16 protein-coding genes are annotated in these 14441 nt (G+C 37.1%); 10 read left to right on the top strand and 6 right to left on the bottom strand.

The window, feature by feature from the left end; translation table 11 throughout:
• Positions 1 to 20: 20 nt before the first annotated feature.
• Positions 21 to 914 carry a deoxyribonuclease IV gene (locus NSS81_RS04435; RefSeq protein ID WP_342432336.1) on the top strand — a complete coding sequence of 298 codons (894 nt, stop codon included), beginning with the start codon at positions 21 to 23 and terminating at the stop codon, positions 912 to 914.
• Between the two features lie 91 nt (positions 915 to 1005).
• On the opposite strand, the gene NSS81_RS04430 is transcribed toward NSS81_RS04435, so the two are convergent.
• A complete protein-coding gene (locus NSS81_RS04430; protein WP_342432335.1) occupies positions 1006 to 1263 on the bottom strand; it encodes a DUF2624 domain-containing protein in 258 nt (85 codons plus the stop codon).
• Positions 1264 to 1415: 152 nt separating this feature from the next.
• Here NSS81_RS04430 and NSS81_RS04425 point away from each other — a divergent pair, with 152 nt between their 5' ends.
• The 3 genes from NSS81_RS04425 to NSS81_RS04415 are packed head-to-tail and all read left to right on the top strand — an operon-like array spanning position 1416 to position 3456.
• Complete coding sequence (locus tag NSS81_RS04425) at positions 1416 to 2186, top strand: metal ABC transporter ATP-binding protein (RefSeq protein ID WP_342432334.1); 771 nt, start codon at positions 1416 to 1418, stop codon at positions 2184 to 2186.
• Positions 2186 to 3049 (top strand): metal ABC transporter permease, encoded by an 864-nt coding sequence (locus NSS81_RS04420; RefSeq protein ID WP_342432333.1) that lies wholly within the window; start codon positions 2186 to 2188, stop codon positions 3047 to 3049. The genes NSS81_RS04425 and NSS81_RS04420 overlap by 1 nt, the downstream gene beginning before the upstream one ends.
• On the top strand, positions 3046 to 3456 hold the full coding sequence (locus tag NSS81_RS04415) for a Fur family transcriptional regulator (protein ID WP_342432332.1): 411 nt from the start codon (positions 3046 to 3048) through the stop codon (positions 3454 to 3456). The genes NSS81_RS04420 and NSS81_RS04415 overlap by 4 nt, the downstream gene beginning before the upstream one ends.
• 39 nt (positions 3457 to 3495) lie before the next feature.
• On the opposite strand, the gene NSS81_RS04410 is transcribed toward NSS81_RS04415, so the two are convergent.
• Complete coding sequence (locus NSS81_RS04410) at positions 3496 to 4062, bottom strand: hypothetical protein (RefSeq protein ID WP_342432331.1); 567 nt, start codon at positions 4060 to 4062, stop codon at positions 3496 to 3498.
• Positions 4063 to 4254: 192 nt separating this feature from the next.
• On the opposite strand from NSS81_RS04410, the gene NSS81_RS04405 reads away from it, so the two are divergent.
• The gene (locus NSS81_RS04405) at positions 4255 to 4629 is read left to right on the top strand and encodes a DUF4190 domain-containing protein (protein WP_342432330.1); all 375 of its coding nucleotides are present in this window, start codon (positions 4255 to 4257) and stop codon (positions 4627 to 4629) included.
• A 64-nt stretch (positions 4630 to 4693) separates the two neighbouring features.
• Here the strand turns inward: NSS81_RS04405 and ispG are convergent, their stop codons facing one another.
• The 3 genes from ispG to NSS81_RS04390 all read right to left on the bottom strand — a co-directional run bounded on the left by ispG (position 4694) and on the right by NSS81_RS04390 (position 7119).
• Positions 4694 to 5797 (bottom strand): flavodoxin-dependent (E)-4-hydroxy-3-methylbut-2-enyl-diphosphate synthase, encoded by a 1104-nt coding sequence (gene ispG, locus NSS81_RS04400; RefSeq protein ID WP_342433933.1) that lies wholly within the window; start codon positions 5795 to 5797, stop codon positions 4694 to 4696.
• 118 nt (positions 5798 to 5915) lie between these two features.
• A complete protein-coding gene (locus tag NSS81_RS04395; RefSeq protein ID WP_342432329.1) occupies positions 5916 to 6245 on the bottom strand; it encodes a hypothetical protein in 330 nt (109 codons plus the stop codon).
• A 91-nt stretch (positions 6246 to 6336) separates the two neighbouring features.
• The gene (locus tag NSS81_RS04390) at positions 6337 to 7119 is read right to left on the bottom strand and encodes a DUF1189 domain-containing protein (RefSeq protein WP_342432328.1); all 783 of its coding nucleotides are present in this window, start codon (positions 7117 to 7119) and stop codon (positions 6337 to 6339) included.
• A gap of 131 nt (positions 7120 to 7250) precedes the next feature.
• Here NSS81_RS04390 and NSS81_RS04385 point away from each other — a divergent pair, with 131 nt between their 5' ends.
• Positions 7251 to 7733, top strand: coding sequence for a DUF456 domain-containing protein (locus NSS81_RS04385; RefSeq protein ID WP_342432327.1), 483 nt, complete (start codon positions 7251 to 7253; stop codon positions 7731 to 7733).
• A 201-nt stretch (positions 7734 to 7934) separates the two neighbouring features.
• On the opposite strand, the gene NSS81_RS04380 is transcribed toward NSS81_RS04385, so the two are convergent.
• On the bottom strand, positions 7935 to 8630 hold the full coding sequence (locus NSS81_RS04380; RefSeq protein WP_342432326.1) for a Crp/Fnr family transcriptional regulator: 696 nt from the start codon (positions 8628 to 8630) through the stop codon (positions 7935 to 7937).
• Positions 8631 to 8994: 364 nt separating this feature from the next.
• Here NSS81_RS04380 and NSS81_RS04375 point away from each other — a divergent pair, with 364 nt between their 5' ends.
• From NSS81_RS04375 to NSS81_RS04360, 4 genes are all read left to right on the top strand, one after another.
• Positions 8995 to 9603 (top strand): superoxide dismutase, encoded by a 609-nt coding sequence (locus NSS81_RS04375; RefSeq protein ID WP_342432325.1) that lies wholly within the window; start codon positions 8995 to 8997, stop codon positions 9601 to 9603.
• Between the two features lie 122 nt (positions 9604 to 9725).
• Entirely contained in the window at positions 9726 to 10955 is a 1230-nt protein-coding gene (locus NSS81_RS04370) for an MFS transporter (protein ID WP_342432324.1), read from the top strand.
• Between the two features lie 198 nt (positions 10956 to 11153).
• Complete coding sequence (locus tag NSS81_RS04365; RefSeq protein ID WP_342433932.1) at positions 11154 to 13283, top strand: penicillin-binding protein 2; 2130 nt, start codon at positions 11154 to 11156, stop codon at positions 13281 to 13283.
• 174 nt (positions 13284 to 13457) lie between these two features.
• Complete coding sequence (locus tag NSS81_RS04360) at positions 13458 to 14423, top strand: PstS family phosphate ABC transporter substrate-binding protein (protein WP_342432323.1); 966 nt, start codon at positions 13458 to 13460, stop codon at positions 14421 to 14423.
• The last annotated feature ends 18 nt before the right edge of the window (positions 14424 to 14441 follow it).

The following is a 14441-nucleotide window of genomic DNA, read 5'->3' as shown; positions in this document are numbered from 1 at the left end:
CAAGAAGGGAGAGCGAAGCAATGTTGAAACTAGGATCACACGTTTCGATGAGCGGTAGCAAAATGTTGCTGGCTGCCAGTGAGGAAGCTGTTTCTTATGGTGCTAATACGTTTATGATTTATACAGGCGCACCCCAAAATACTAGAAGAAAAAAGATTGAGGATTTAAATATTGAAGCAGGAAGAAGACATATGGAGGAACATGGGATTTCGGAAATTGTTGTCCATGCCCCCTATATCATCAATATTGGAAACACAACGAATCCAGATACATTTGACTTAGGAGTCAGGTTCCTTACCACAGAAATCGAACGTACGGAAGCTCTAGGTGCAAAGCAAATCGTTCTCCACCCAGGGGCCCATGTAGGTGCAGGCACTGAAGCAGGTATAAAGAGGATAATCGAAGGGTTAAATGAAGTATTAACCGGTAAGGAGCAGGTTCAGATTGCTTTAGAAACCATGGCTGGAAAAGGCTCTGAGTGCGGTATATCGTTTGAGGAATTGGCAATGATCATTTATGGTGTAAATTATAATGATAAACTCTCTGTCTGTTTTGATACATGTCATACACATGATGCGGGCTACAACATTGTTGAGGACTTTGATGGCGTATTGAATGAATTTGATAAAATTGTTGGTATCGAAAGATTAAAAGTACTTCATATCAATGATAGTAAAAATGCAGTCGGGATGAGAAAAGACCGTCATGAGAATATTGGCTTTGGACATATCGGCTTTAAAGCCCTTAACTATATTGTTCATCATCCACAGCTTACAAGTGTTCCGAAGATACTTGAAACTCCATTTGTCGGTGAAGATAAAAACAACAAAAAGGCACCTTACCGTTTTGAGTTGAATATGCTTCGAGAAAAAGCATTTGACGAGGACTTGATTGGGAAAATTTTACAATCTTAAAGAAGAAAAGCTGTGCATAAAATGTACCGCACCCCAAAAGTTAGAGTAAAATCTATAACTTTGGGGTGTCACATCAAATGCGCAGCTTTTTCTAATTTTTAGTGAATTGCACAAATAATTTATTCACTTCACGTGCCGTTTCAGGACCAGCAATTTTAGCAATTTCTTTAATTAATGTTGTTCGTTGGCGGGAATCAAAAATATTGACATTTTTTCCTTGTAAAAATTGTGCTACTTTATTTGCTTGCTGCCGATTTACCTTGATGTTAAATTGGTTAGCGTATTTTAATAATTCTTCCCCAGAAATCGTATTAATCTTATGATTAATGATGTTCTCAAATATTTTCAAACTCACCACTCCTCCATCTACTGTATGAAGATTATGGGAAATTTGTGAATTTTGTTCCGCTTTGAGTGCCGTACTTTACATTAAGAAATACCTGTTGTATACTACTAAAAGCTAAATCGGAATGATTCTTAAAATTAAAGGTGTGATACAAGATGCAATCAATAATTGAAATAGAACAACTTTCCTACCAATACGAGAAGGATACTGTCCTTGAGGATATTAATTTAACGATCCCAAATGGTTCGTTTTTGGCGATTGTGGGGCCAAATGGTTCTGGCAAGTCGACGCTTCTAAAATTGATTTTAGGCCTGCTTATGCCCCAAAGGGGTAAAATTAGTTTATTTGGTCAAGATTTGAATAAATTTAAAGATTGGCAGAAAATTGGCTATGTGTCACAAAAAGCAAATTCATTTAATACAGGATTTCCTGCAACTGTATTTGAAGTGGTTGCTAGTGGATTAACTAAAAAGCTAGGATTATTTCGTTTCCTTAAAAAAGAGCACCGTCAAATGGTGACGGACGCATTAGATTCAGTAGATATGATGAAGTTTAGTCAACGCAATATTGGAGAGCTTTCTGGCGGTCAACAGCAAAGGGTGTTTATTGCCCGCGCTCTTGTTAGTGATCCCAAGCTATTAATCCTAGATGAACCTACTGTCGGCGTGGATGCGGAGCATGTGAAAGCATTTTATCAAATGCTTGAAGGCCTGAATAAAAGTCGTGGTATTACACTTCTTTTAGTTACCCATGATATTGGTACCATCTCGGATAAAGTGAGCCATGTTGCATGTTTAAATAAATATTTGCATTTCCATGGTGAGACCTGCGAATTTGAAAAGCATAGAACAGAGGATATGTCGGCACTTTACGGGCATGATGTCCACCTGCTCGCCCATACCCATGATCATGGAGGCTCTAGATAATGATTCAAGGAATACTTCAATATGAATTTTTGCAAAATGCCTTTTTTACAGGGATTTTGATTGGTTTTATAGGTCCGTTGATCGGGGTTTTTATAGTTGTTAGAAGATTGTCTTTAATTGCTGATGCCCTAAGCCATGTTACACTGGCTGGAATTGCCTTTAGCCTATTAGTTGAAAAATACTTTACTTCGATGATTGGATTAAATCCTCTTTACATGGGAATGGTCTTTTCGGTAGGGGGCTCATTGTTTATCGAGAAGCTCCGAGCGGTTTATAAACATTACCAAGAACTTGCGATACCGATCATTTTATCTAGCGGCATTGGTCTATCGGTTATCTTTATTTCACTGGCTGATGGCTTTAATACAGATTTGTTTAGTTATTTGTTCGGCAGTGTTTCTGCAGTGAGCCGTACAGATTTATGGGTTATCTTATTTATCAGTATTGCCGTTGTTTTGGTGATTATTTTATTGTATAAAGAGCTATTTGTCTTATCTTTTGATGAGGAACACGCGAAAGCATCAGGGATTGCCGTGAAGAGTATTCATTTTGTTTTTATCGTGATGGTTGCGCTCGTTATAGCTGCTTCGATGCGGATTGTCGGAATTCTTCTCGTTTCTTCATTAATGACTCTGCCTGTAGCAGCAAGCATGCGAATTGCTAAAGGGTTCAAACAAACTCTATTATTATCTGTTATTTTTGGAGAGATTTCGGTACTTGGGGGATTGTTTTCAGCCTATTATTTGGACCTTGCTCCAGGAGGAACAATCGTAATGATAGCTGTTATTATTTTAGTAATAACTATTCTTTATAGAAAGATAAGGATAAAAAGGCAGGTTTCAGTAGGGGGTGCAGCCAGATGAATGTAGATGAAGCAATTCAATATCTAAAGGAAAATGGTTTCAAGCAAACAGGAAAAAGGGAAGACATGCTACAGCTTTTTGCTGATAGTGATAAATATTTAACAGCAAAGGACGTTTTGGATGAATTAAAAGAGGATTATCCAGGATTAAGCTTTGATACGATTTACCGGAATCTTTCTCTTTTTGTAAGTATGGGAATTCTTGAAATGACGGAATTGTCTGGTGAAAAGCATTTTCGCTTTAGCTGTTCTCGGCACCATCATCATCACCATTTTATCTGTTTAGATTGTGGAAAGACAAAAGAAATAGATACCTGTCCAATGAACATACTGAGTGAAGACTTAAAAGGTTATGACGTCTCAGGCCACAAATTTGAAATCTATGGGCGCTGTCCAGAATGCCATTAACAAAAAGAAACAGCTTATCCTAAAAGCTGTTTCTTTTTGTTACTCCAATAACCATTTCTTTACCCACGCGTTTGCTTCAAACCAGTCATTTACCCGAATAACACCTTTAGGTATTGGTTCTTGATTATAGGGGGTATTAAATAAGAGAACTGGTATGTTACATTCTTCATGTATCATTACAGCATTATCATGCTTATCCTCCAAGAAAATATCTACCTGATGCCTTTGGGCTGTTGCCACCTTATCATGTGAACCAATTAATTCAATATGGTGGTAAGTTATTCCCCTCTTACTAAACCAATTTTTTGTATTTTCAAGTAAGTGTGCTCCTCTGGCACTTATAAAAAATAATTCATGTTCTTTTTTCCAAGAATTCAGGACTTTTTCTGCTCCTTTTGCAAGGGGAGACCCTTCATAAATAATTGGCTCATTTTCAGTAAACCAATTCGTGAATTGCTCTTCTGGAACATTTACAACCTTTGTTAAATCATATTGTTTGACGTCTTCTAAGGTTATATTCAATCCAAACCCTTTATTTATATATGGTAACAGTGCTTCTGGACAGGTTACTGTCCCATCTATATCAATTCCAAATCTTTTTCCCATGTGTATTCACCTTCAAATGACTTGTTTTTATTTATTATTATATTTTACCAAAGACCTGCAGTTCACTAAAGGAAATGTTTTTATAACACAATTTGGAAATAATTTCCTAATAGAGACAATCATTAACATACTAAAAAAGAGAAACAGGCTAACAATAATAAATGCTCCTATTACTGAAAGTGAGGGATCAGGATGGTAGACCTAAAGAAAGACACTAAAGTCAGCTCAAATGGTCAAGATTACTATATAGGAAAAGACATTACAAATGATCCAGAGTATAGAGAAGAAACAGCAGCAGAAATTGCAGCTCCTGTTCCTGTAATCCGCAAAAGAGATAATGGGAACAGTTCTAGCGAGACCAAAACAAACGCTGGTACTGGAATGGGTTATGCTGCTTTAGCATTATCTATTTTATCTCTGTTTGTAATGCCAATACTATTTGGGGCAGTAGGTATTGTGTTAGGTTTTATGGCTAGGCGAAGAGGAGCCGAAGGGCTTGGAGCTTGGGCAATAGGAATCGGTGCAATATCGCTTGTCATTGGTATCTTCATCTTACCGTTCTTTTAACAAGAAAGTTTATAGGGGCATATAAAAAAGAAACCCGGTATATGATTACCGGGTTTCTTTCTCGTTATTTACTAACTGTAGCTTCTTCAGCTGCTTTTTTTTCAAAGTATTCTTTAGCTAATTGGTCGATTTCTTTTTTCAATTCATCCACCAATTCATTTTCTGGAACCTTACGGACAATCTCTCCTTTACGGAACAGCAATCCTTCACCGCGAGCACCAGCAATACCGATATCGGCTTCTCTTGCCTCTCCGGGGCCGTTAACAGCACAGCCTAAAACGGCTACTTTTATTGGAGCTTTTATTGTTGAAATATATTCCTCCACTTCATTTGCAATACTAATGAGGTCAATTTCAATTCTTCCGCAAGTTGGACACGAAATGAGTGTGGCTGCATTTGAAGAAAGTCCAAAAATCTTTAGAAGCTCTCTGGCAACTTTGACTTCTTCAACTGGATCAGCACTTAAGGAGATTCTTAAGGTATTTCCGATACCCTTACTGATTAATGCGCCTAATCCAGCCGCACTTTTTACGGTACCTGAAAATAATGTACCTGATTCTGTTATCCCTAAATGTAATGGATAATCAAATGCCTTTGATGCCTTTTCATACGCTTCAATGGCTAGCGGTACATCTGAAGCCTTCATAGACACGATAATATCGTGAAAATCTAAATCCTCTAGGATTTTTATATGATGGAGTGCACTCTCTACCATACCGTCAGCCGTTGGATATCCATACTTTTCGATAATCCTTTTTTCAAGGGATCCTGCATTTACCCCGATACGAATAGGGATTCCCTTTTCCTTCGCTGCTTTTACAACAGCCTCCACTTTTTCCCGTTTGCCGATATTACCTGGATTGATACGGATTTTATCAGCGCCGCCTTCAATAGCCTTAAGGGCCAATTTATAATCAAAGTGGATATCGACGACAAGAGGAATGTTTATCCTTTTCTTGATTTCTGAAATGGCATTTGCAGCACGTTCGTCCGGACATGCAACACGGACAATTTGGCAGCCTGCTTCCTCTAAGCGCTTAATCTCAGCAACAGTTGCTTCCACATCATGTGTTTTTGTTGTGGTCATGCTTTGTATAAATAATTCGTTACTCCCGCCAATTGTTAAATTACCAACTTTAATTGGCCGGGTTTTTGTACGATGGATAATTTCACTCAAGGGAAATTCGCTCCTTCTAATTGGATTCGAATAATAGGTGTTATTATAACAAGCTCACTTTATTTTATCAGTCTTTGACTAATCTTGACAAGACCAACGCACTATCTGTTTATTTAGAGTAGTCGGGAAATTGGTAGGTAGAACCGATTTGTATTTTTTCTGGTGCTTGTCCGGGATTTAACTTTCGAAAGTCTTGAATTAATTCATCAATTGAAATTGGTAAGGGCTTATCTAGCTGATGTTCAATAATTGATATGACTGTCTCACCGGGTTGAACTTCTTTTTCAAAAGCAGGGAGAGACGTTTTCGTACTTGCCGTTGTCGCGACCACTATTTCAGACTTTTGGGTATATGAATTAGGAAGGGTACCATTTGTTAAATCAATATAGATAACATATATGGTTAAAAGACCCAATAGGACCATTAAAAATCTTTTCATATGACAAGCCTCCAAATGGAATGTTTGTACATTCCTATGCTTGTCCGCCAGTCATTAGAACAAAAAACGCACCCAAGTGGATGCGTTATTGTTAGGGATTAACTGTTTTAGATTTTGGCTTTGGAATTTCGTTAATGGCTAAATATAGTACAATGATTGCAACGAACCAATTGATCAAAAAGCTATTTGGAACAGTTGTATTAATCGCAGCCATAATGGTAAAGAAAACGGTTGGTAATGTCTCGCTGTAAGCAGCCATTCTCCATTGTTGACGATATTTTAGATTTCTGCCTGTAAGACTTTTCAGGAAAAGGCCGAACAGAGCTAAAATAGAAACTTCAATGAAATTTGCAGCGCTAGAAAAAAGGAAGATAAAGAAGGACATTACAGGGATAATAATTCCTTTAACCCCATCAAGGATGTCAATAAAATTACTTACTTCATCTTTAGAAATATATATTCCTTCCAACATCGTGTAAGGATATGTATCAATTCTGCCGCCTGCTGAAACGACAAATTTATCAGTCAGCAACGCAAAGGCATTCCCCTCTTCTCCGACTTTTTGTTCGGTAATGTTTCCTGTTGGGTCAAGAATAATGGTAAAATCCTCTTGTTCAATTATTACTGGTACCTCTGTATCCGCTGATAAGATCCCATTTTCTATTGAAAATGAGGGTATTTCATTAGTAAGTACATTTTTGGAAGTTTCGATTCCAGTTGACAGAATGGTACTTAAAAAAACAATAGAGGGAATAATTGAGATCAAGGAAAGGAAAAAAACATACAAAATTGTTTTTCCGATTCCTTGAAAGCGAAACGATGCTATATCCCTTGGTGAATGAGTGCTTTTGTAAAATTGTTTGAAAATATTCATGATTACCACCCTTAAACTTATTCATTGTTCTATTGTATCTTTTGCCAAAGTTATATACAAGAATGAAACTATTTTAAACGAATTTTCGTATTAGTATGGAAGTAAGTGAAATGTTAAAAAGGATGAGGATAATGGAAATTGTTTATTGGGGTATTATTAGTATCTTGTTTGTCGTTGCGTTTATTGGGTTGATCTATCCAATTATTCCGAGTGTACTATTTATATTAGCTGGGTTTTTACTTTATGGTGCCTTTTTTTCTTTCGCGCCGTTTGGCTGGTTCTTTTGGCTGATTCAAGGACTTTTTATTGTCTTATTGTTCGTAGCCGATTATATTGCCAATATGATTGGAGTTCAGAAATACGGCGGGTCGAAGGCTGGAATCTGGGGAAGTACGATTGGCCTTTTAGTAGGACCTTTTGTCATTCCGGTGCTGGGTATTCTAATTGGGCCATTTATCGGGGCATTTATAGCTGAGTTAGCCGTGAATAAAAGGAATATACAGGACAGTTTGAAAATTGGATTTGGATCTGTTGTTGGGTTTATTAGCAGTGTATTAACAAAAACAATCATTCAACTTATCATGATTGCTTACTTCCTATTAGTTGTTTTTTAAAAATTAGCTGTTGATTGGAGCTCCAGGCACTTCGCTTTCCGCGGGCAGTCCGGGAGCCTCCTCGTCACTTCGCTCCTGCGGGGTCTCCCGTGACTTGCTCTTCCCGCAGGAGTCTTCGTGCCTTCCGCTCCAATCAACAGAGTTACTTTTAATAGAGCAATACATTAGGAAATCCTCCTCTTTCCCTGAGGAGGATTTTAGTTAGTTAACACCACATATTTCATACGGGCAGTTGTGGCAGTCGACTTCACTTTTTAAGTAGTTAATATTTTTTATTGTTAATTTCTGCTGGTCATAAGAAATGACATCCTTTTCACGAAGTTCCTTTAAAGCCCTTTGGATAACTTCCCTGGTGCCGTATGTTAAATTGGCTAATTCCTGATGGGTTAAGGGTAAGTCAATCAGAATGCCGCTTTCTGTCCTTACTCCATAGGTACGGGAAAGTCGGATTAAGATGGAGTATAATCCGCCTTTTTTTCCATTCATTATTAAGTCTTGACATTTCATTTGTGCTTTTACATAACTAGTACTTAGCCAAGCAACGAAAGCAGCCATTGCGTCAGGGTCATTTATGATAAATTCTTCAAATTGTTCCTTTTTAATAGCGACAAGTTCACAATCAGAAACTGTCTTTGCATAAAACTGAAAATGGGGATTTTGTTTAAATACTTGATACTCAACGATTAGTTCCCTATCATTGAATATTTTTAGGGTAAAATCTTTTCCTCGCAAATGGACTCTTCCGAGAGCAACACTTCCACTTAGCAGTAGGTAAACATATTCCACAGGTTCCCTCTCTTGAAAAAGAACAGTTCCAGCCTTCACCTTTTGAATTTGCTCTTTCCCTTGGAAGAATTGAGATAATAAACTGTATATTGAAAAGCTGCTTCTAAGCATTCATACCATCTCCCTTTTGTCCTTACAATTCGATTAAAATCAATAATCAACATCATGTCAACAGGTGGTTTACAATATATGGAATCTATAAGGCGTAACTATGACTTAAATCGTTGACAGAATACGTTTTGTTGATTTTTGACAACTTTTTGAAAACTTTGATTTGATGAGAATAAGTCTAAACAATGTATTTTTTTTTCTAAAAAAGGATATTGTAACTTTGTTAGGTATGAGCATTTTAATTGAAATGGATAACTTTATTTGGTAATCTTAACCTACGAAGCTTTAGGAATATTCTAAAATTGTTTTAATTTTAGACAAAACTAAAGAGAAAAATTTTTTATTACATAGGAGGAATATTAAAATGGCATTTGAATTACCAGAATTACCTTACGCGTATGACGCACTTGAGCCGCACATTGACAAAGAAACGATGAATATTCACCACACAAAACACCACAACACATATGTAACTAACTTAAACAATGCTTTACAAGGTAATGAAGAATTACTTTCTAAATCAGTTGAAGAGGTTGTTGCAAACTTAGACGCTGTTCCCGAAGCAGCTCGTACAGCGGTTCGCAATAATGGTGGCGGTCATGCCAACCATGCACTTTTCTGGCAAATTCTTTCTCCAAATGGCGGAGGAGCTCCAACTGGCGAATTAGCTGATGCAATCAGCAATAAATTCGGCAGCTTTGAAAGCTTTAAGGAAGAGTTCGCAAAAGCTGCAACTACTCGTTTCGGCTCTGGTTGGGCTTGGTTAGCTGTAAACAATGGTGAGTTAGAAGTTACTAGCACACCAAACCAAGACACACCATTAATGGAAGGTAAAACACCTATTCTTGGTCTTGATGTTTGGGAGCATGCATACTACTTAAATTATCAAAACCGTCGTCCAGATTATATTGCTTCTTTCTGGAACGTTGTTAATTGGGATGAAGTTTCAAAGCGTTTCAGCGCTGCGAAGTAATTAAATTATTTTACGCAAAAGGACAGCTAGTTTTTCTAGCTGTCCTTTTCAATTCGCTCGGGAAATGAATAAGACTTACTTGCTTGTTAAAGACTAACCCTTATGAAAAAAGGGGAGTTTTTATGGGAAAAAAATTAAGGATTTTAGGTGAAGTTGAATTAACAAAAGATTTATCCTTACTATTAATAATCGGAGGTTTATATTCTCTAAGTGTCGCACTATCAAATACGTTTGTGAATATCTATTTATGGAAACAAACAGGGGATTACACTGACCTTGCCCTCTATAACCTGTCAATTGTTGTATTACAACCGTTGACCTTTATCTTGGCAGGAAGATGGGCTAAGAAAATTGATCGGGTTGTTGTCTTAAGGATCGGTGTTAGCTTTTTAGCAATTTTTTACCTAACGGTTTTAATAACTGGCAAAAATGCGGCAGCCTATTTACTTCTATTAGGTGCCCTACTAGGGATTGGCTACGGTTTTTACTGGCTCGCATTTAATGTATTAACTTTCGAAATAACTGAACCTGAAACGAGGGACTTCTTTAATGGTTTCTTAGGGATACTATCCTCCATTGGGGGAATGATTGGGCCCTTTTCCGCAGGTTTCATTATTACTCGATTTACGAAGTTTACTGGTTATTCAATTGTTTTTGGTTTATCTTTATCCTTGTTTGCACTTGCCGTATTTTTGAGTTTTTCGCTAAAGCCACGACCTGCAAAAGGTAAGTATTGCTTTAAAAGAATACTTGAAGAAAGAAAACATAATAATAATTGGCGACTTATAACAAATGCTCATTTTTTTCAAGGGCTTCGTGAAGGTACCTTTCTATTTATGATTACTGTTTTCGTTTATATATCCACCGGCAGTGAGATGGCTTTAGGAACCTTTGGTCTAATTAATTCAGGGATTTCCTTCATAGCCTATTATTTTGCATCAAGATTAATCAAAAAAAGACATCGGAAAAAGGCCATCCTTATTGGTGGAATCATCCTATATTGTGCCGTTCTATTAATTGTTTGGGAAATAAGTTTTGTAAAATTATTAATTTATGCAGGTATGATTGCCATTGCATACCCATTGTTGCTTGTCCCCTATATATCAACTACATATGATGTGATAGGAACAGGTTGGAAAGCAGCTGAAATGCGGATTGAGTATATTGTTGTACGTGAAATCTTTTTAAATATCGGGAGAATTGTCTCGATATTAATATTTTTAGTAACAGTGACATGGTTTAATGCTGAAAAAGGCATTCCAATACTCTTGTTGTTTCTTGGTGCAGGACATTCTGTGATCTATCTATTTATTAGAAAAATTCGCTTCCCTGTAACATCAGGCGTTGAGTAGAAATACTGCTCATCGCCTTTTTTCTGTAGTTTTCATGGTCTTTTGTCGAAGTATGTAAAATTGGTAAGTGTTCCTGATAGTATTAAGAGTGGTTTTCTTATAAAATAGAGTTTATCATGTCAAATTTGACAGGGAGTGAGAAATAAATTGAATAATAAAAAGAAAAAGAAGAAGGCACATGTTACCTTCCGTTTGAACATGGTGTTTTTTGTTGTATTTTTGCTTTTTTCTGTCCTAATTTTACGTCTTGGACTTGTCCAAATCGTTTATGGTGATGATTTTAAACGTGAAATAGAAAGAACCGAAGACATCACAGTTAATACTCCGGTGCCTAGAGGGAAAATGTTTGATCGAAATGGTAAAAGCATTGTTGATAATACACCTCTAAATGCAATCACCTATACAAAATATCAAACAACAACTCAAAAGGAAATGCTTGAGACTGCAAAACGATTAGCAAAATTAATTGTTAAAGATACATCAAAGGTTCGTGAACGCGATAAAAAGGACTTTTGGCTTTTAACAAAACCGGATAAGGCAAAAGAAAAGATAACGGAAAAAGAATGGGTTCAGTACGATCAACAGGAAATAGATGATAAAGATATCTACCGTATGCAGCTTGAAAGAATTACAGAGGATGATTTAAAGAGCTTAGACCTCGAAATTGTTGCCATTTATAGTGATTTTAACAGCGGATATGCCTTGACCCAACAAATTGTAAAAAATAAAGATGTGACAACAGAGGAATTTGCTGTTGTCAGCGAAAATTTAGAGTATTTGCCAGGTGTAGATACAACCACGGATTGGGAACGAAATTATGCTTATGGAGATACATTAAAATCTGTACTTGGAAATGTAACTTCTGCAGAAGAGGGGCTGCCAAAAGATAAACTGGATGAGTATCTAGCTCGTGGATACAGTTTAAATGATCGAGTTGGCAAAAGTTATATTGAAATGCAATATGAAGATATTCTGCATGGGCAAAAAGCTAAAGTGAAAAATGTGACCGACAAAGGCGGAAATATCATATCTACAGAAGTCATCTCTGAAGGACAGCGAGGAAAAGACCTCATCCTAACGATTGATATGGATCTCCAGCTTGAGGTTGAAAAAATAATTGAAGAAGAATTATTGGAAGCAAAGAAATTCTCTAGGTCACAACTTTTAGATCGCGCCTTCGTGGTGATGATGGATCCAAATACAGGTGAAATTTTATCAATGGCTGGGAAGCAAATTGCCAAGGATGAAGATGGTAAACAAGTCATGCGTGATTTTGCTCTAGGTAATATTACAACATCTTACACTGTTGGCTCTGTCGTAAAAGGAGCTACGATATTAACAGGATATAATTCTGGGGCTATTCAGCCAGGTTCTGTTCATGTGGATCTACCATTGTTAATTAAAGGTACAAATCCAAAGTCTTCATGGAGAAGCTTTGGTCCAATAAATGACCTTAGAGCACTTCAGGTTTCATCGAATGTTTATATGTGGAAGACTGTAATCGAAATGGCGGATGGGCGCTACGCCCCAAATCAGCCACTGCCATTAGACTTGACAACTTTTGATACGATAAGACAATCTTTCAGTCAGTTTGGTCTTGGCACTACGACTGGAATTGACTTGCCAAATGAAAGCACGGGCTATACTGGTCCAATTAAGCAGTCTGGTTTATTACTTGATCTTGTCATCGGTCAGTATGATACCTATACAGTAATGCAATTGGCACAGTATGTTTCAACGATAGCAAACGGGGGATATCGAGTACAGCCCCACATTGTAAAGGAAATTCGGGAACCATTATTGGATAGTAAGGAAATGGGTCCGATTATCCAAGAAATTAAACCCAATGTATTGAATCGAATTGATGGGAAGAATGAGTGGATTGACAGGGTTCAGGAAGGTTTTAGAATGGCTTTGCAGGAACCGGGGGGAACCGGGTACAGCTATTTTAGGAACACGGACTATAATCCTGCTGGAAAAACAGGAACGGCTCAAGCATTTTATGATGGTCCTGATCGCAAGAAATTTGGGAAAGTGGCCCCTGAAGTAAAGAATCTTAGTGATATCGCTTATGCGCCTTTAGATAATCCAGAGGTTGCCATAGCTGTGTTAGTTCCGTGGGCATATCAAGGTAACAGTGGTCCTGACGTCAACCATGAGATCATGAAAAGGGCACTCGATGCCTACTTTGAATTAAAAAAGCAACCTAAAGAACAAAAGGGCAGTGACAATGATACAGAGCAAACGGGTGAAAATGCTGAAAGTGCACAAAATGAGCAAGAAAACCAAGAAAACCAAGATAATCAAGAAAACCAAGATAACCAATAATTACTCTAAGCACCTGTCTAAATTTAGGCAGGTGTATTTTTTATTTCGTTTTTACACAAACTCAATATATCTTTACATTAAATTTACACGATGTTCAAACAGGGTTTACATCAAGGAGGTATTCTTATATTTGTAAAGCGAAACAAACATACACTCTTAGGGGGAATAAAAGAAATGAAAAGCTTTAAAAAAGTAGCACTTACAGCAGTGATGACTGGAATGGTAGCATTCACAGCAGCATGCGGAGCTCAAGATGATAACAAGGAAAAGACTGGCTCTGAAGGCACTGAAACAAAGCAACTGCAAGGCGAAATTAAAATAGACGGTTCATCTACAGTATTTCCAATCATGGAGGCGGTTGTTGAAGAGTATGGCGCAAAACAGCCTGATGTAAAAGTTTCTGTTAGTTCCTCTGGAACAGGCGGCGGCTTTGAAGCATTCATCGCTGGTGAAACAGAATTAAGTAACGCTTCTCGTCCAATTAAAGACGAAGAAAAAGCTGGTCTTAAAGAAAAAGGTATTGATTACACTGAAATTAAATTAGCATATGACGGCCTCTCAGTTGTTGTAAATAAAGATAATGATTGGGTTGAACAATTATCGATTGATGATTTAAAGAAAATTTGGACTGAAGATGGTACTGTGAAAAAATGGTCTGATATTAATCCAGACTGGCCGGCAGAGGAAATTAAATTATTCTCCCCTGGTACCGATTCAGGAACCTTCGACTACTTTGATGAAGTAATTCTTGATGGACAACCTATTGTTGAAAAGGCAACTCTTTCTGAAGATGACAACACTTTAGTACAAGGTGTTCAAGGTGAAAAATATGCAATTGGCTATTTCGGCTATGCTTACTATGCTGAAAATAAAGATACTTTAAAAATTGTTCCTATCGATGGTGGAAACGGTGCGGTTGAACCGAATAATGAAACAATTGAATCCGGTGAATATGCTCCACTTTCACGTCCATTATTCACATACGTGAAAAACTCTGCAGTTAAAGATCAAGAGGAAGTTTATGATTTCGTAAAATTCGTTCTAGAAAATGCAGCTGAATTATCTGAAGATGTAGGATATGTAAAATTACCTGATGAAGAGTATACAAAGCAGCTTGAAACACTAGAAACTCTTAAGTAGTATTAGAATAAATTCATA

It is taken from the genome of Neobacillus sp. FSL H8-0543, from assembly GCF_038592905.1.
Taxonomy (GTDB): domain Bacteria; phylum Bacillota; class Bacilli; order Bacillales; family Cytobacillaceae; genus Neobacillus.
The sequence above is the reverse complement of the archived record's forward strand: the minus strand, read 5'-3'. Positions and strand labels throughout refer to the sequence as shown.